The organism is Desulfatiglans parachlorophenolica (assembly GCF_055394735.1).
Genome location: NZ_AP042460.1, coordinates 1,290,085 through 1,306,654 on the forward strand (window position 1 = coordinate 1,290,085; position 16,570 = coordinate 1,306,654).

A 16,570-nucleotide genomic window follows, 5' to 3' on the forward strand; every position below is an offset into this window, starting at 1 on the left:
CTAAAGCGGATTTGAATTGTTTAATGTCGTTGTTTGCAGGCCGGCTGTCAATAGACTTTTCCGCTCCGCTCCGCCTCACTCCTCGATCGCCTTGCGCAGCGGACCATAGACCCGCTCCCAGTCGAAGCGTTCCCGGGCATGCTGGCGGGCCTCGTCGCGCATGCACGTCCACGATGCGGCATCCCGCAGCAGGTGGTCGGCATCGCGGAGCATCTTCGCGGCATCGCCGGCAATAGAGAGATGCCGGCCATCCGCCGTCTCGAGGCCTTCGGCGCCGATCGGCGTGGTCAGCACCGGAATGCCCCGATACATGGCGTTGATGATCTTGACTTTCATCCCTCCACCGAAGCGCAAAGGAGCGACGAAGAGGCGGCACCGCCTGTGGTAGGGCTCCAGGTCCTCCACAAACCCGGTCATCCGAACCCCTGCGAGGCCGCGTGCTGCCGCCCGGAGTCGCTCGCCGCCTCCCTGCCCCAAAATGTAGAAGCGCAGTTGAGGGTGTTTCTGCTTCAGTCCGCGCCAGACCTTTTCCAGAAACCACAGAAGGCCGTCCAGATTGGGTTCCCAATCAAGGGACCCGACGTGCAGGAGCGCCGGCTCCGTTTCGGAAAAGGCAACGTCCGGCCGAGCGAGCAGCGTCTCGTCTCCGAAATGGAAGGTATCCAGGAATTTTTCCGGGTTCACCCCGAGCCCGCACAAGAAAGTCTGATCGTGGGGAGCGGCCAGAATGCGGCCCGCGCGCTGGCAGGCGAGCGCCTCGTAGCGTCGCATGCGGCCCCCTTCGAGCAGCACTGCCGCCCTGCGGACGGGGTTTTTCTCCCTTCCCGCATAACGCCTCCAGATCATATATTCGGCATTGTGGGCGTGCAGGACGATCTTTCCTCCGAACATCGGTGGGACGGCGGGCAAGACGAGCAGGGAATCGAGGTAAAGCACATCGAAAAAGGTCGCCGCCTTCTCCACCTGTGCCTTGAAAAGAGCAGCATCGTTGCGGTAGACCGCCAACGGCAGGCCCCTCGACCCACTGCGGAGGAGATTCAGCAGGCTTCTCGGGCGGCTGATGAGCGTTTCGGAAAACTGAACGAGGCTTACCCGGCGGAGAAAGTCCTGTTTGTGAGGCAGATCTTCCGGGGCGCAGAGCACCGAAACGCCCAGATCGTAGTTCCGGCCAAGGTATTCGGCCACCTTCCAGCGTTTGATCGCTCCCCCGCTCAGAGGTGGATAAGGCAGCCGGTGGGACAAGAAGAGGACGCGCACCCTTCGGCCGCGTGCCTTTCCGCCGCGCTGCAATTCCGGGCTTGTTCTCTGTCGGCCCGCTGTGTTATGAAACACGCAGCTCATACGCTGTGCAACCCGCTCCCTCATCGAATCCGAATCCGCTTAGCGAAACGCGAGACACCTTCACATGCGACGAAAACGCATCCTGCTGATCCAACCGAGCCTCCAGCCTCCGGGCGGAGGCAACGGCGTGTGTTCCTGGATGCTCCAGGCGCTTCGGGACGATTATCTCCTTGCCGTCCTTTCCTGGCGGCCCGTGGACCTCGATGCCATCAATGAACACTTCGGTACATCCCTACGACCCACGGATCTTCATTGCTTCGTTTATCCGCCGCTCCTGCGCAGATTCCTGGACGGAGTGCCGGGGACATGGACACTCCTCAAGACCTTTCTGCTTCTGAAACGGTCACGCTCGATCCAGCCTGGTTTCGATCTCGTTCTTTCGGTGAACAATGAGGCGGATTTTGGCCGGCCGGGGATTCAGTATATCCACTACCCATGGAATCACTTCCCGAGGCCTTCAGTAGACAGGCACTGGTATGCCAACCGCGCCACCAACGCTTTGTACTACCGTCTGCTTCCGGCCCTGACGGACTATTCCATGAGCCGGATAAAACAGAACGTGACGCTGGTCAACTCCGACTGGACTGGAGAACTCGTAAAAGACCTTTATCCGGGCATCGAGACCCGAACGCTCTACCCACCCGTGCTGGGCGACTTCCCGTCCGTCCCGTGGAAGCGGCGCGAAGACGGTTTCGTCTGCATCGGGCGTATCTCGCGTGAAAAAGAGATCGACAAGATCATCCGTATCCTCGCCCTCGTGCGGGAGAGAGGCTGCCTCATCCACCTCCACATCGTCGGGCCCGACGACGACAGCGAATATTTCTCCTCCATACGAACTCTTGTACGGAAAAACGCCGTCTGGGTCAAAATGAACGGTTCCCCGCCCCGGGAAGAGCTTTCCCGGCTCGTAGCCGCTCACCGCTATGGCATCCACGGCATGCAGGAGGAGCACTACGGGATGGCCGTGGCCGAGATGGTGCAGGCGGGCTGCATCGTGTTTATCCCGGATGGCGGCGGTCAGGTGGAAATCGTCGACCGGTACGAACCGCTCCTGTACCGCTCTGAAGAGGAAGCGGCGGAAAAGATCTTTCGCGTACTCCGCTCCGGCCGAGAGCAGACCCGCCTGCGAGAGCACCTTGCAACCCGGCAGGCGCGCTACTCGCGGGAGCGGTTCATCTCCGAGTTCAGAGGGATCGTTGACCCCATGCTCGCTTTTTCCCCTCGATAAAGCGAAGACGTTTTCTCACGGAGACTTACCGCTCAGTCGAGACCGTCCCCCGGAAGGCGTCGTTTTCCCGCAACAGCCGCTCGAGAGACCCTATCGCTTCAATCCTTCCGCGCTGAATGAAGATGACCCGGTCGCAGTGCTGCAGGGCGCTCAAACGATGAGCGACCACAATCATCGTCATCCGCCCGTGCAGCGTATGCAGCGCGTCGGTGACGACCTTTTCGGTGAACCGATCCAGGGCCGATGTCGCCTCGTCGAATACCAGCACCTCCGGATCGCGATACAGAGCCCGGGCTATAGCCACTCTCTGCTTCTCCCCCCCCGAGATCTTGATCCCCCGTTCCCCGAGGCGTGTATCGAGCCCCTGCGGCAGCTCCCTCACAAACGCCTCGAGTTGGGCTATGCCGAGGCACTCCGCCATACGCTCCCCGTCAATCGCTTCATCAGGCACGCCGAACGCGATATTCCGGCGCAGGGTGTCATCTGTCAGATAGATCTGCTGCGGGACATAACCGAGCAGACGATGCCATCCCGGCAGGCAGTCCTGGATGTTCCTCCCGTCGACCGTAATGCATCCACGGGAAGGCTCGAGGAGGCCGAGGATGAGATCGAGGAGCGTGCTCTTCCCTGATCCCGTCACCCCGGCGATCCCGATCGATTCACCTGTCCTCACCGAGAAGCCGATGTCCTCGAGGACCGGCTGGTCCTTCCCCTCATAACGAAACGAGACCCCGTCGAGCATGAGTTCCCGCTCGAACCGGAAGGCATCGGCGTTCGGCAGGTCCATCTCCGATTCGATCGATCGCTCATCGAGCATCCGGAGATCCCTGTACAGGAGATCCACTTCAGCCCCTGAATACCGCATATTCGTAATATTGAGGGATAACCGGTTGAAGGATGGAATCGCGCGGAACCCGGCATACGCAAAAAGCCCCAGGAGCGGCAGAATGCCGCCGCCGATCTGATCCAGCCGATCGACCGACAGCAGCACCATCACCAGCGGTATGCAGATAAAAACGGTTTCGACCATGGCCCGCGGCATATGATTCAGTGTGGTGTACCAGCGCCGGATCTTGGCGATCCCCCTCTGCTTATCGGCAAATCGCTCTTGCCAGTAGGATTCTCTGCCCATTACCTTGATTTCTTTGATCCCACCCAGGCTCTGGTTGATGGTTGAGAGAGATTCCTGACGAAGCACTTGATGCCGTGAACCGATTTTGAAGAACACCTTGTGGGTCAGCGCCAGCAAAACTCCCAAAATACCGGCAAGGATTCCCATCGACAACAACGTCATCAACGGCGAAACCATTACGAGGACAACGGCTATGCCGACCAGAATCAACACCTCGGATATCAGTGCGACACAAGATTCCAGTGTCATGCGTACAGCCAGATCTACGCTTTGTGAAATCCTGTCGATAAGGTCTGCATGGTTCCGCTCGAGATATAACGTATAAGGTGCATTCAGATATTTTTTCAGCAGCCTGACACTGATTTTTTCGACCGCCGAAGATGTCAGCGACGAACGGATATAAATGGAGGCAATCAAAAAAACATTCTTTCCGATATAATAAGCGGCGACCAAAAAAGTGAATGAAAGGATGATGATCCGGCCGCTTTCCCATCCCAGATAGCGATAAACAGCCCCCAGGACAGGCAGATCGAGGATCATGGCGGGATGTTCGATCACCCGGATCAAGGTGAAGACGCCGGCGGCGCCGACGCTCTCCACGATTCCTTCCAAAAAGGCGAGCGGCACCAGGCAGAACCATTGCCGGCGAGTCCGCGGATCGAGCAGAAGATAGGCCTTTTTGATGCTTTCAATCACGGGCGTGCCTGTTCGTGAGGGATCTGAGAACCGCATCGAGATGTCGGCCGAAGGCCCTGCGGGAAAACATGCTACGCGCACGCGCACTCCCGGCCGTCCCCATCCTGTCGGCCAGCCCGGGCTCAACGATGAGCCGGGCGAGTGCCTGGGCGAACGCCCCCGGTTCGGGCTCCCTCAGAAACCCGCTTATCCCATCTGAAACCGTTTCCAGCGGGCCGCCTCGGTTGACCGCGAGGACCGGCCGGCCCACCGCCATACCTTCGACGACACCGATGCCGAAGTGCTCATCCAGACTGGTATAAACCAGGCACACGCAGCCTTTCAGCAGGGCAAAGCGCTGCTCGTCGGTCACCGATCTGAGAAAGACCACCCGGTTCGACACACCCAGCCTCCGAGCCAATTCCTGAAGCCCTTCAAAGGTCCGCCGGTTTTCCGGCAGACTCTCGTCATATCCGCCTGCCACAACCAAACGCACACGGGAAAACATCTCAGGGGAAATCATCTCCCGCATGCGGTTCAAGGCCTTGAGGGCAAGGCCCAGATTCTTCCGCGGGTCGAAACGATTCAGAGAGAGGATGAATGGGTCATCCGCTTCTCCTCCGATCAGATCCCGCACCGGGGCGGGGCTTTCGAGCGCGAACCGTTCCACCGGCACACCGGGATAGACCACGATCGGTTCCAGCCCGCTCAAGCCCTGGAACGTATCACGAAACACCGTGCCTGTAAATTCGCTGTTGACGAGGATCCGATCCGCGCTGAGCATACCCGCTCTTTCGAGATAATCGAAAAGGATTCGATACCAACCATAAAGTCCATGCCTTGCCGGAGCAAGCAACAAATCGGGATAGTGGCAGTAGAAGACAACCGGGGCGTCTGTAACGAATCGGAGGAATGGCACCACATGGGGAACCAGATCGCAGAAGACGACATCGGGTTTGAATCCCCCAGAACGCAGGGAGAGAGACAGGATAAGCATCCGGACCACTGAAAGCACCGCACGGAAGCGGTTGCGGACAGCGCCTGGCACAAAACCGCCGCGGACCGTAGTAGAAAACCGGCCTGTGAGCGTCTCGGAAAAACAGCGTCCCGGATCATGCCGCGAAGTGAGGATCCGGATCTCATGACCCAGGGCGCTCAGTTCCACTGCCGCATCCACAATCAGGCGTTCAGCCCCGCCGATGCCGAGTTCCGGGTGCAAAAAGGCTATCTTGAGCCCCTTCGCCCCCGCTTCGGCCCTGTCATCGCCCGAGGCAGCCCCGCGATGCGTCTCCCATTCCATAAAAACCCCTTTCAGTTTCCACCTCTTTTCCGTGCCGCCGAGAGCGGCTTGCCGCACAGCCCGGGGCCAGGGGAATCCGCAAACTCTGTCGTTGCCATTCAGGCCTATCTGTTGTAGGTTATCCCCGTTTCTGGCACGGGTATGTTCGTAACCCGTGTGCATCCGGAACTGTCCATCACATGGCGACAGGATTCCAATCCGGAAACGAGGACTCTTCTTCACCGGCTTCGCCGCTTCGCACCGAGCCCGGCCGGGGGAACCCGCCCCCGGGACGGGGATATCTCCGATCCGGATCGATCGTCATGAATATAGACCTTTTTCTCCCGGGCTTCATCGCTTTTATCATCAGCGTCAGTTTGATGCCCGTCGTGATCCGTGTTGCCGGAAAAATCGGCTTTGCGGACAACCCAAACCAACGAGATACCTACAGGAGGATGCACACCAGTCCCGTCGCCAAAGGCGGCGGGATCGTGCTCTGCCTCGGATTCCTCATCCCGCTCTGCCTCTTCTTCCCGTTGCGGGGTCCCTATGGCATCATTCTTTTCGGCGTCTGCATCCTCACGATTTCAGGCACCCTCGACGATCGATTCGACCTTTCCCCTGCCCTTCAACTCCTCGCGCCCATCACTGCCGCGCTCCTTGTCTCTTTGACCGGGCTCCACATCCGCACCCTGTCGAATCCCTTCAACGGATATTTCAACCTCGAAACCATGCTGTGGTGCGCCCATCTGTTGACCGTCTGCTGGATCGTAAGCATGATCATAGCCCTCAAAATCCTGGACGGCATCGATGGCCTGTCGGCCGGGATCGGCATCATTGCATCCACAACCATCGGGTGCGTCGCGCTCATGCTGCAAGGCGACGAACAGACCGGATCCCTCGCCTTTCTCCTTGGAGGAGCACTGCTCGGGTATCTCCCTTGGAATTGGCACCCGGCACGGATATATTACGGAGAGGCCGGCGCCATGATGGTCGGATTCGTCCTGGCGGTGAGCGCCATCCTCACAGCCGGGAAACTGGTGACGGCGATGATGGTTCTGAGCATACCGCTCTTCGACATGGCAAGAGTGATCGTCATGCGTCTCTTCAGAGGGCAAAAACCATGGCAGGGGGGACGTGACCACCTGCACCATCTGCTCTCCGATTCCGGTCTGGGCATCCAGGGCACCACGACCCTGCTCTGCCTTTTGTCGGCCCTCCTCGGCATCGCCGCATTTCTCCTGCAGCAGATCGAAAGACAGGGTTGATCATCCATGCAACGCGACACCAACCGCTTCATCTTCCGGCACCGAGACTGGCTCCTGCCATTTGTCCTCGTTTTTGTGCTGAGCGCGGGCCTCCGGCTTGTCGATCTCGTACATTGGGATAGCCCGGCGCTCCTGGTCCATGGGGAAAGGGTCATGGCCACGCACGATGCCTATGCCTGGCTTGCGGGAGCCGAAAGAGTCAACCAGTACAGCTGCCATCCCCTCGCCGTTCTGCTGCGCCTCCTGCATGCCTCCACAGGCATAGGATTTGCCACCCTGGCATTCTGGCTTCCCGTCGTCATGGCCCCCATGGCCGCCCTTCCGATCGCCTTCCTTGGTCTGTGGTGGAGGCTCCCCCCGGGAACACTCGTTGCAGGCGTCCTGTGCACTACCTGCGGAGGCTATCTGATCCGCACCCGGCTGGGATTTTACGACACGGACCCGCTCGCCCTCTTTTTCACCGTTGCCCTGGCTACGGCCTTAGTCTGCTGGCTGGAGCCCCATCTCCGCCCTCCCCGCAAAACCAACCCCGTACCATCTCCGAGAATATCGTTTGCCCTCGCCTTCCTCATAGGGATCTGGATCAAGCTCCACCTGTTCGTCTACCCCAGCGCCGAACCGATTATTCTGGCGCTCTTCGCGATCGCCGTATCCGTCGGCCTGGTCTTTAGCCTGAACGGAAAGCGCCTCTTCGTGCTGACAGGGCTCCTCGTCGCATTTCTGGCCGGAAACGGCGGATGGGCGAGCCTTGCATTCGGAGGAGGCGCTGCCCTCGCGGTTTTTCTCCGCCCCGAACTCTGCCAGGGCAGAAGAGGGGCGATCCTCCTCTTTCTGGGCCTTTCGACCGGCCTGATTCTCTTTTCCGGTTTGAGCGAACGGATCCACTCATCCATCGGGCACATCATCCGCTACGGCGACCGGTCGTCCACCGGCGTATCCATCCGCTATCCCGCCACCATTTCGACCATCATCGAGGCCCGGACAGTGGATTGGCATCAACTGGAACAGGCGGTTGCAGGAAGCCGACTGCTCCTCGTCATCGGTACAGGCGCCTATGCCTTCCTCTGTTGGCGGCATCCCGCAGCGTTGGTCTTTGCACCCCTTCTCTTTCTTGCGATGGCCAGCACAAGATTCGGCGCGCGGTTTTCCATGTACGGCGGCGTCGTCGTCGGCCTCGGGCTGGGTTTCGGCCTTTCACTGCTCTGTTCCCTGAAGCCTTGGACCAAGCGCGTCAACCTTGCTTTGCAGCTGTTGCTTCTCGCCTCGGTCCTGTGGCTCCCCGCCCGGTTCATCCATCAAAATGCGCCTTTTTTCTTCATCTCGAAGCCTTTTGCAGAGGCTCTGGCAGCCATGCGGCCGAAGGTCTCACCCGATGCACAGTTCTGGCTCTGGTGGGATTTCGGGTATGCCTGCCAGTTTTACAGCGGGGTGAGCACATTCGCTGACGGCGCCCGCAACAGCGGCGAATACATCCTGCCGCTCGCCCGGGTGCATGCCACCGCTTCCCCCGGTGAGGCGCACGCCCTGATCCGTTTCGTTGCCCGGCAGCAGGCTCTGAACGGAAACACAGCGCATCCGTGCGCCGACCGACCCGTTTATCCAAATCCCATTTCCGCCATCCTGGAAAAAATGCCCCCGCAGGAAGCCCGGTCCTTTTTCGAGGGCATCGGAGGCCTGACCTTTCCCGACAAGATTCCCATCCCTCAACAATATCTGGTCCTTGCCTGGGAAAACATCAGGATTTCGACAGCGATCCGAAAATTCGGCACCTGGGACATCGTCACCGGCGAAACAGCAAAACCCAGCCTCATGCTCCCTGCCGGCCGAATCACCATCGACACGGCCGAAGGGTCCCTGAGCGTATCCGGGAAGCGGTTCCGGGCCCGTACGATCGACATGCTCTCCCAGACAGGCAGCCGCCACCTGGAGTACCCCTGGAACAGGAGCGGTATGCACGTCCTGAGTAATCAGGTCGACAAGAGCATCGCGATCATGGACGAAGGCATCTACCGCTCTATGATGGTCCAGATGCTGATTGGTGAGCCGGAGACCTTCGCAGGGTATTTCGAGCTGGTTCTGGACCGGTCTCCAGCGGTCAGAATCTTCAGGTTGAAGCCATGAGCGACTTCCCCAAACCCTCTTCCTGCCGAAACAGGATCAACCAGGGTGCAGCGTTTTGCGGCCGTCCGCTCATGAAACCTGTTCATCCTTCAGTCGATCCTTCCGAAACCTGCCAGGACATTCGGATCGATTCGGCCACCTCACCGGCAATAGGCTCACCGTCTCGGGCCGCCTTCCTCGATCGGTCGTTCAGGATGATGATCGGTGTGGGTGACACGGCCGGCCATATCCATATGGCGGTCGCCATCGCTGAGCAGGCGTCCATGTGCTTCCCGGCGGCGGAGGTCGTCCTGATCGGGGCGGCCGGGAGGTTTCCGTCCGAACGTATGCACGATTCCAGGTATGACATCCTTTTCCTCGATATCAACCCCTACGACAGGACAAACCCAATCAACAACCTTCGCCTTCCATTCGATTTCCTTCGCAGTCTGCACCAGTCCCTGGGCATTTTGGCCAAACACCGCCCCCACGTCGTCCTCGGCCTCGGAGGATACCCCACAGGGCCCTTCGTTCTGGCGGCCGGAATGAGACATATTCCCACGCTTCTCCTCGAACCGAACCTCCTGCCCGGCCTTGCCAATCGGTTTCTCGCCACGGTGGCGGACCGGATCTGCGTCTCCTTCGAGGAGACAGGGGCGTGCTTTCCCCCTCGAAAGACCACCTTGACCGGCACGCCGGTGCGCCAGGCCGCACTCCCTTCGAATATCACCCGCAAGGAGGCCTGCGCTGCATTCGATTTGGACCCCGCATTGAAGACCGTTCTGATCATGGGAGGCAGTCTGGGGCTCGAAGGCATCAACCAAGCCCTGCTTCACAAGGCGCATCGCCTGAGCGCAAACGGCATCCAGATCGTCTGGCAGACCGGTGACCGCCATTTTGCCCAGATCCATGCCGGCATCCATCGAAAAGACACGGCTCGCTGCAGAATCTTTCCTTTTATCCCGTCCATCGCTCCGGCTTACGCCGCCGCCGACCTGGTGGTGACCGCCGCCGGCGCAGTCACGATGGCCGAACTCGCCTTGTGGCGAAAGCCGGCCATCGTCGTTCCATCCGCCAAGGCCACCGAAGGCCACCAAATCAGCAACGCCCAAGCATACGCCGACGCCGGCGCGTGCATTCTCGTCAGGGAAGAGACCGCTGCTGCAACCCTCACGGACACCATCCTCGCCGTAATCTGCCGTCCCGAGGAACTGCGTGCGCTTTCGCGCGGGATCGGCGCCTTCGCCCGGCCCGATGCACGGGCTCTGGTCATGCGGGAAATCCAGGCGTTGACCGCGATGCGCAGATTCTGAAGGCTTGCGGCAGGTTGCCGGATGAATACCTTCCGACGGTTACCGCCTTTTCAGCTGTCTGTAAAGCGAAACGGCCAAGGTCACCGCCGTAACCGGTAAGACGAAGACAAGCATGACCCACCCGAGGGTCAGGAGACCCCCTCTGTCCCTGACAACCAGAATGAGATAGAGGATGTAGACGCCATAATAGGCCAGAAAAAAGAAGCCCTCCCAGCGGTTGATCCGGTGTCCGGTGAAAAACACGGGCAGGCAGGCAACTGCTGCCAGGACCATGACGGGCAGATCGAGCCTCAGCGAGGCATCCCCGATGCTCAACGGCTTCGATGCGGCGATGGCGCTCATCCCAAGCACGCCGAGGATGTTGAAGAGGTTGCTTCCGACGACGTTTCCCACTGCAATGTCCCGCTCCTTCCGGAACGCCGCGATGATGGACGTGGCCAACTCCGGCAGGGAGGTCCCTGCCGCCACGATCGTCAAGCCGATCACCATTTCGCTCACCCCGAGCACCCTGGCGATAAACACCGCGTTCTGGACGAGCAGGTGCGAACCCACCAGAAGAAGTCCGAGCCCCCCCGCCACAAGCAGCCCGTTGACGAGCGGCCTGGTGCGACCCGCGCTCGCCGGCGGCAGATCGAGCGCCTTCCGGTAACCGGCGCTCACCTCTTTCATCTCCCTGCGGCTCTTGCGGATCGCCCAGAACGTGTAGACGATGAGCGCTGTAAAGAGGAGCACCCCGTCCAACCTTCCGAGCGCCCCATCCAGAAGAAGGACATACAGGACAACCGAGGCGCCCACCATCAACGGCACATCCAGCCTGACCACCTGCTGGGCGACCACCAGGGGGCATACAACCGCCGACATGCCCAGCACCACCAGGATGTTGAAGATATTGCTGCCTATAACGTTTCCCATGGCGATCCCGGACTGTCCGCCGATGGATGCCCAAACGCTCACCGCCGCCTCGGGTGAACTCGTGCCGAAGGCCACGACCGTCAACCCGATTACCAGGGGCGACACACCCCATGCCGAGGCGAGCCTCGAGGAACCTTTCACCAGCATCTCAGCCCCCAGAACGAGGCAGACGAACCCTGTGACCAGAAACAGCAACTGTAGAAACATATGGCCCCCCGGATATGCATCAGGATCAGGTGTTGAGCGGACCATTATCGGCCGCACGCACAGCGGAATAAAGGGGAAAATGCGGCTCGATGGTGAAAGCTCTCCCTTGCCCCTCTCCCCGGCCTTTCCACACTGCATCGGCGGCGGCCGTCGCCTCGAACAGGTCTTCCTTGACAGGTGTCTTCAATCGCGCTTCAATAGATGTTCACTCGGGAATGATTATCCAGCGCGATCCAGCCTCTCATCCGGGAGCAAGGATTTTTGCACAATATATAGGAAATCAAGCAGTTGCGCGGACGCAGCCTGCAGCTCGCCGCACAAGCGAGCGTGCAGATTGCCGCCGAGGTTGACGAATGAGATCATTTCCGGATGGAAACTGGACGCATGCCAGCGGGCGTTGTCGGCGGCTGCCTCTTCCGCGAACCATATCCCGCTTGAAGTCGTTTGATTTGACTGCGGCCGAAAAAAGTGGGATTTTGCATCTGCGGACGTAGCCGAGTTGAAAGGACGTAAATATGCACAGAAATCAGCCGAAGAACACAAGGGTCCTCATTTCTTTTTTCTCGATCCTGGTCAGCGTGGGGCTGCTTTTCTCGGGATGCGCAGGCACCTACATTGCGGCCGGAGATGAAGGTGCCGCCTACGAATCCGGTCGTGGCGCTCAGGGACCGCCGCCCTGGGCCCCTGCACATGGCTACCGGGCCAAACACCGGTATCGATACTATCCGGATTCCTATGTCTACTACGACAGCGGCAGGCGCCTCTATTTCTACTCTTCGATCGGGGATTGGAAGGCCGCCGTTGCCTTGCCCTCTTCCATCCACATCGATCTCGACCGCTATGTCGTCATCGAAACGGATACCGATCGACCCTATGTCTACCATTCCGACATCGTCAAACGCTATCCGCCCGGGCAGATGAAAAAATCCGGCAAATCAAAGGGCAAGGGCAAGAATTAGAAGGAGGATCAGGGCGCTTTCCTGATCCGGTGCCGTGCTGGCTGGAGCGGGTCTTTTTTTGTAAGTTCCTGGGGAGGATTCATCATGAACGCCCGGATTCCATCGTCGGAGACAAGCGACGAACAACTGAAGTTTCATCGATTCGTCATCAACAGCCTCCCCACCGCTGTGGTAACGGTCGACTCCGATATGCGGGTGACCGGCCTCAATCCCTGGGCCGAGCGGATACTGGGTTACACCCTGGAAGAGGTTAAAGGCCGGTTTTGCGGGGACATCCTGCGAAGTTCCATGTGCCGCGGGCGCTGCCCTCTACAGGCGGCCATCAATGGCATGAAGCCCGTTTCGCTGGTCGAAAGCACCGTCACGAACCGGTATGGCGAGATCATCCCTGTCAGGATGAGCGCAGCCGCCTTGCTGGATGATCAGGGGGCGCTCATCGGGGGCGTCGAATCCTTTCAGGACATTTCCCGTATCAAGACCCTCGAGCGGGAGCGGAACAATATCGTCTCCATGTTCGCCCACGATCTCAAGTCGAGCATCAGCATCATCGGCGGGTTCGTGCTGCGGCTGCTCAAACACAGGGAACGTCTCTCAAACGAGAAGCAGGAAGAGTATCTGAATATTATCCGCAAAGAGGTTTCCCAGGTCGACTCCCTCATCTCGAGCTTCCTGGACTTCTCCCGCCTCATGTCCGGCAGGCTCAAGCTCGACCTGGCCCTGATCTCGATCGACAAGGAGATTTTGGACCTTCTCGAAAGCTACCAGATTCAGGCAGCCGCCTCGGGCATCGAACTCCAGCTGGTCTCGGATGAGCCCCTTTCCCCTGTAGAAGCCGACAGCCAGCACCTCCGGAGGGTCTTCAGAAACCTGCTCGACAACGCCCTGAAGTTCTCGAAACCCAGCACGAAGATCACCGTCTCGCTTTCCGAAACACCGGAAGAGATCCGCGTGACCGTTCAGGATCAGGGAACAGGCATCCCCTCAGAAGACCTCCCGTTCATCTTCGACGCCTTCGGGCGCGGCCGCACCTCTCCAAATAAGGAGGGCTTCGGTCTGGGGCTTGCCGGAGCCAAGCGCATCGTCAAGGCCCACGGCGGACGCATCGAGGTTCGGAGCGTCTGGGGCCGGGGCTCGACCTTCAGCGTCGTGCTGCCGAAGCCGAAGCGCTCGCAAAGTCTCCTGCCCGTGGAGGTGCGCTCGGAAACATAAAGACAAGGCAGGAGGAAGCGGACAGATCTATCCCCTATCTCTGACTTTGTCTTGTTTGTCGCGGATCGCCCCGAGCAACTCCTCCAACTGAGTGAAACCCGTCGTCTCGACTCTCACACCCGCATTTCCAAAGACGTATCCCGGACCTTTGTGCGAAAGGTCCTCCGTCACGTAAACCTCGTTCACATTCAGCCCGACAAGCCACTCCGCCACACGCAGACCTTTGCCTGTGCCGACCCGCGTATGGGGGTTTTCCGCCAGTTCCCGGGCTTCGGCTTCGCCGTCGGAGGTCCTGACGGTGACAATCCCGAAATACGGCGCCTCGCCGAAATGCCGGCTTACGGTCCCCTCACGGTCCGCGAGGGGAACCGCGATCCGGTAATGGGCCCGCGGCTCCGGCTCACAGTAGATCATCGCCCGCTCGACGTGGGGAATCTTTTCCCGGATGGCCGCCTCCAGGTCCACGCTGATCCGGTGCGCCGCCTCGAGATCGCTCGTCCGCACCACCACGCTCGCTTGCAGGAACCGAAAGCGGCCTGCATTGCGGCCAATCAGGGATCCAACCTCAACCACCAGGGGATGAGCCTCGAGGATCTCCTGTACATCGGACAGGGTCTTAAAATCAGCCGAGGCATCCAGCAGCACCCGCATCCCGTCCGAAAGCAGTTCCCAACCGGCCCTTGCAATAAAAAGCAAAACGACGCCCGCCGCGATCTGATCGACCGAAACACCCCGCACCTTCAGGTCCCACCCGAAAAAAGGCGGCAGCACCGCTGCCAAAACGACGACAGACGAAAGGACATCCACCTGCCGGTGCTTCCCTTCCGCGATCAAGGTCGGCGACCCCGTGCGGCGTCCGATCCGCAGCGCGTAGAGCCCGAAAAGGTAGGTGACCACGGTGCCCGCAAGAAGCAACAGCAGGATGTCCATCGAGATCTCGGGCGGCACGATGGACTGGCTCAGGATCTTGCGTGCGATCTCATAGCCTGCAAAAAAGATCGAAATAGCGACAAAAACCGAAAGGAGATTTTCGATCTTGTAAAGCCCCAGAGGAAAGGAGGCGGACTTGCGCGTAGAAAGCTTTACGCCGGCAAAGAGGACCAGAGAGGCGACGGCATCGGTCCCCGAATCGATGGCTCCGGCTGTCACCGCCAGGCTGTTCGAGAAAAAGGCCAGAGCCGTCTTCATCCCCACGAGGCCGACGTTCACCAAAAACGCATAAAGGGCGACCCGCCCGATCGACCGGGTCTCACGCTCCGAGCTGGAGGCCCGATCCGGAGAGGGAATATCGTTTGGATGGGTATCTGACATCAGGAGTCCTTCGCTTCGATCCGGGCAGGGATGTCCATCCCGGCGCATGCGGAACAGGCGCCCGACTTCACCTGCCGCCACCTCCATAGATCCTGTCGAGGACAGCCGTCGTGAAAACCCGATTCACATCCACAGGCGCACACAGGATCCCCTCCTCCACCAGGACCCTGTGCATCTCACGCCAGTCCTCCTCCTTCATCCACCCGATCCGGTCTTCACCGGTGCGGACCAGCGGCACCTGCGCGTCCATCATCGCCGACTGGAGTTCTCTATCTTTGATACGGGCATACCCCATCGTGACATCGACGGCCATATCCCGGTCCCCCACGGACATACTCCACCCCTCGAGCGTGGCCCGCACGAACCGATCGACCACATCCGGGTCCCGCTCCAGCATATCCTCAGTCGTGACGAGGAGATCCGAATAGAACTGCACTCCGTAGTCTCCCGGCCAGAAAAGATCGAGACTGTAACCCTCGCGGTTCAGCTTGACCACTCCTCCCGTGACATAAGCGGCAGTGATTTCAGCCCTGCCTTCGATGAAGTCCTTGTAGGATGGGTCATAAGGCAGGAAAGTGATTTCGGACTCGGGCACGCCGACCTTTTCAATCAATTCGCGAAACTGATACTCGAATTCGCAGAACGAGTCCTTCAAGCCTGCCACGGCAGCCGACCGGCCCCGGAAATCATAGGGTTTCTGGATCCCGCAGCCCGTCTTGACCGCATACACCACAGCGCTGCGACGGTAGATGGCGGCAACGGCCACCAGGGGCTCCCCTGCGGCCCGCCTGACGAAGACATCCTCCGGGCTCGATACGGCAAACTGCGCCTTGCCCGAAAGGAGAGGCGCCGCCAGTTCGACCTCCTCTCCGCCTTCGATAAAGCCGACCTCCAGATTCTCCCGCGCGTACAGGCCTTTTTCCTGAGCCACATAGAAGCCCGCAAACTGCGCTTGATGCACCCATTTCAACTGCACGCTCAACGCCTCAGGCAGCTCCGTTAACGCCTTCTCCCCGCACCCGGCCAAGCAGCAAAAACAAACGAAAGGAACGACTCCGATAGCCCATCTGAGCAAGCCCATTGTCTCATCCTCAAACAAGTGCTTTTGTTTTAAAATGACCCCTACGACCTATTTGGCAACATAGGCGCACTGACTATCGAAGTCAATATCAAAGCCTGCCTTGCTGCCGAAGGCAAAACAGCCCAACTTTCAGCACAATGGAGAAACAGACCCTCAGCTTGTGAAGATGTGATCGAGCGCAAATTTCTCAAATTTCCATAATAAATGCAGGGGATGAGGCGGGTCATCCATAAGTTGCAAAAATTTGCTATGTTCTTTTCGACCTGGAAATGCTCTTTTTGGCCAATCTCCGCGTCAATCTGCATGTTTGCTTGTGCGGCGACCACCAGGATCGCCTCCGCGTCAACGCGGCTTAGAGTCCTATCGTAAAGTCGCCATAGCGGGCACGCTCTGCAAGATCTTGTGTTTCAATATATTGCACATTACTACCTCATCGGTAACATTGCCGGAGGAAGCTGCAAAATAACCACGCCGCCTGGAGTGCCCTCTGGGATGAAGAAGACAGCCACTCCGTGTACCCATACCGGAAATAATTGTCTTGATTTATAGGGTGAA

At 59.3% G+C, this 16,570-nt stretch carries 15 protein-coding genes; 6 read left to right on the forward strand and 9 right to left on the reverse strand.

The features are described 5' to 3' along the window. Positions 1-75: 75 nt before the first annotated feature. Positions 76-1,290 (reverse strand): glycosyltransferase, encoded by a 1,215-nt coding sequence (locus ACZ500_RS06105; protein ID WP_464231625.1) that lies wholly within the window; start codon positions 1,288-1,290, stop codon positions 76-78. 115 nt (positions 1,291-1,405) lie between these two features. On the opposite strand from ACZ500_RS06105, the gene ACZ500_RS06110 reads away from it, so the two are divergent. Next, positions 1,406-2,569, forward strand: a complete 1,164-nt coding sequence (locus ACZ500_RS06110; protein ID WP_464231626.1) for a glycosyltransferase family 4 protein — start codon at positions 1,406-1,408, stop codon at positions 2,567-2,569. A gap of 25 nt (positions 2,570-2,594) precedes the next feature. Here ACZ500_RS06110 and ACZ500_RS06115 read toward each other — a convergent pair whose 3' ends face one another. Continuing rightward, complete coding sequence (locus ACZ500_RS06115; protein ID WP_464231627.1) at positions 2,595-4,397, reverse strand: ABC transporter ATP-binding protein; 1,803 nt, start codon at positions 4,395-4,397, stop codon at positions 2,595-2,597. Continuing rightward, positions 4,390-5,676 carry a glycosyltransferase gene (locus ACZ500_RS06120; protein ID WP_464231628.1) on the reverse strand — a complete coding sequence of 429 codons (1,287 nt, stop codon included), beginning with the start codon at positions 5,674-5,676 and terminating at the stop codon, positions 4,390-4,392. Before ACZ500_RS06120 ends, ACZ500_RS06115 begins: the two co-directional genes overlap by 8 nt. A gap of 302 nt (positions 5,677-5,978) precedes the next feature. Between ACZ500_RS06120 and ACZ500_RS06125 the strand changes: the two genes are divergently transcribed. The 3 genes from ACZ500_RS06125 (at position 5,979) to ACZ500_RS06135 (ending at position 10,336) form a co-directional block, all read left to right on the forward strand. After that, the gene (locus ACZ500_RS06125; RefSeq protein WP_464231629.1) at positions 5,979-6,923 is read left to right on the forward strand and encodes a glycosyltransferase family 4 protein; all 945 of its coding nucleotides are present in this window, start codon (positions 5,979-5,981) and stop codon (positions 6,921-6,923) included. Positions 6,924-6,929: 6 nt separating this feature from the next. Continuing rightward, on the forward strand, positions 6,930-9,044 hold the full coding sequence (locus ACZ500_RS06130) for an STT3 domain-containing protein (RefSeq protein ID WP_464231630.1): 2,115 nt from the start codon (positions 6,930-6,932) through the stop codon (positions 9,042-9,044). Between the two features lie 71 nt (positions 9,045-9,115). Beyond that, entirely contained in the window at positions 9,116-10,336 is a 1,221-nt protein-coding gene (locus ACZ500_RS06135) for a UDP-N-acetylglucosamine--N-acetylmuramyl-(pentapeptide) pyrophosphoryl-undecaprenol N-acetylglucosamine transferase (RefSeq protein WP_464231631.1), read from the forward strand. Positions 10,337-10,375: 39 nt separating this feature from the next. Here the strand turns inward: ACZ500_RS06135 and ACZ500_RS06140 are convergent, their stop codons facing one another. From ACZ500_RS06140 to ACZ500_RS06150, 3 genes are read right to left on the reverse strand one after another with little or no spacing between them, the layout of a single operon-like run. Then, positions 10,376-11,455 (reverse strand): calcium/sodium antiporter, encoded by a 1,080-nt coding sequence (locus ACZ500_RS06140; RefSeq protein WP_464231632.1) that lies wholly within the window; start codon positions 11,453-11,455, stop codon positions 10,376-10,378. Between the two features lie 25 nt (positions 11,456-11,480). After that, complete coding sequence (locus ACZ500_RS06145; protein ID WP_464231633.1) at positions 11,481-11,642, reverse strand: hypothetical protein; 162 nt, start codon at positions 11,640-11,642, stop codon at positions 11,481-11,483. A 32-nt stretch (positions 11,643-11,674) separates the two neighbouring features. Continuing rightward, complete coding sequence (locus ACZ500_RS06150; RefSeq protein ID WP_464231634.1) at positions 11,675-11,818, reverse strand: hypothetical protein; 144 nt, start codon at positions 11,816-11,818, stop codon at positions 11,675-11,677. Positions 11,819-11,970: 152 nt separating this feature from the next. On the opposite strand from ACZ500_RS06150, the gene ACZ500_RS06155 reads away from it, so the two are divergent. Both ACZ500_RS06155 and ACZ500_RS06160 read left to right on the forward strand, forming a co-directional pair. Further along, on the forward strand, positions 11,971-12,414 hold the full coding sequence (locus ACZ500_RS06155) for a hypothetical protein (RefSeq protein ID WP_464231635.1): 444 nt from the start codon (positions 11,971-11,973) through the stop codon (positions 12,412-12,414). A gap of 84 nt (positions 12,415-12,498) precedes the next feature. Further along, the gene (locus ACZ500_RS06160) at positions 12,499-13,623 is read left to right on the forward strand and encodes a PAS domain-containing sensor histidine kinase (RefSeq protein ID WP_464231636.1); all 1,125 of its coding nucleotides are present in this window, start codon (positions 12,499-12,501) and stop codon (positions 13,621-13,623) included. Positions 13,624-13,650: 27 nt separating this feature from the next. On the opposite strand, the gene ACZ500_RS06165 is transcribed toward ACZ500_RS06160, so the two are convergent. Genes ACZ500_RS06165 through ACZ500_RS06175 form a run of 3 tightly spaced genes read right to left on the reverse strand, consistent with a single transcriptional unit; the run spans position 13,651 to position 16,341 of the window. Next, on the reverse strand, positions 13,651-15,015 hold the full coding sequence (locus ACZ500_RS06165; protein ID WP_464231637.1) for a cation diffusion facilitator family transporter: 1,365 nt from the start codon (positions 15,013-15,015) through the stop codon (positions 13,651-13,653). Next, positions 15,002-16,015: an ABC transporter substrate-binding protein gene (locus tag ACZ500_RS06170; protein ID WP_464231638.1), complete on the reverse strand. Its 1,014-nt coding sequence runs from the start codon at positions 16,013-16,015 to the stop codon at positions 15,002-15,004. The genes ACZ500_RS06165 and ACZ500_RS06170 overlap by 14 nt, the downstream gene beginning before the upstream one ends. A gap of 41 nt (positions 16,016-16,056) precedes the next feature. After that, positions 16,057-16,341: a hypothetical protein gene (locus tag ACZ500_RS06175; RefSeq protein WP_464231639.1), complete on the reverse strand. Its 285-nt coding sequence runs from the start codon at positions 16,339-16,341 to the stop codon at positions 16,057-16,059. Between the last annotated feature and the right edge of the window lie 229 nt (positions 16,342-16,570).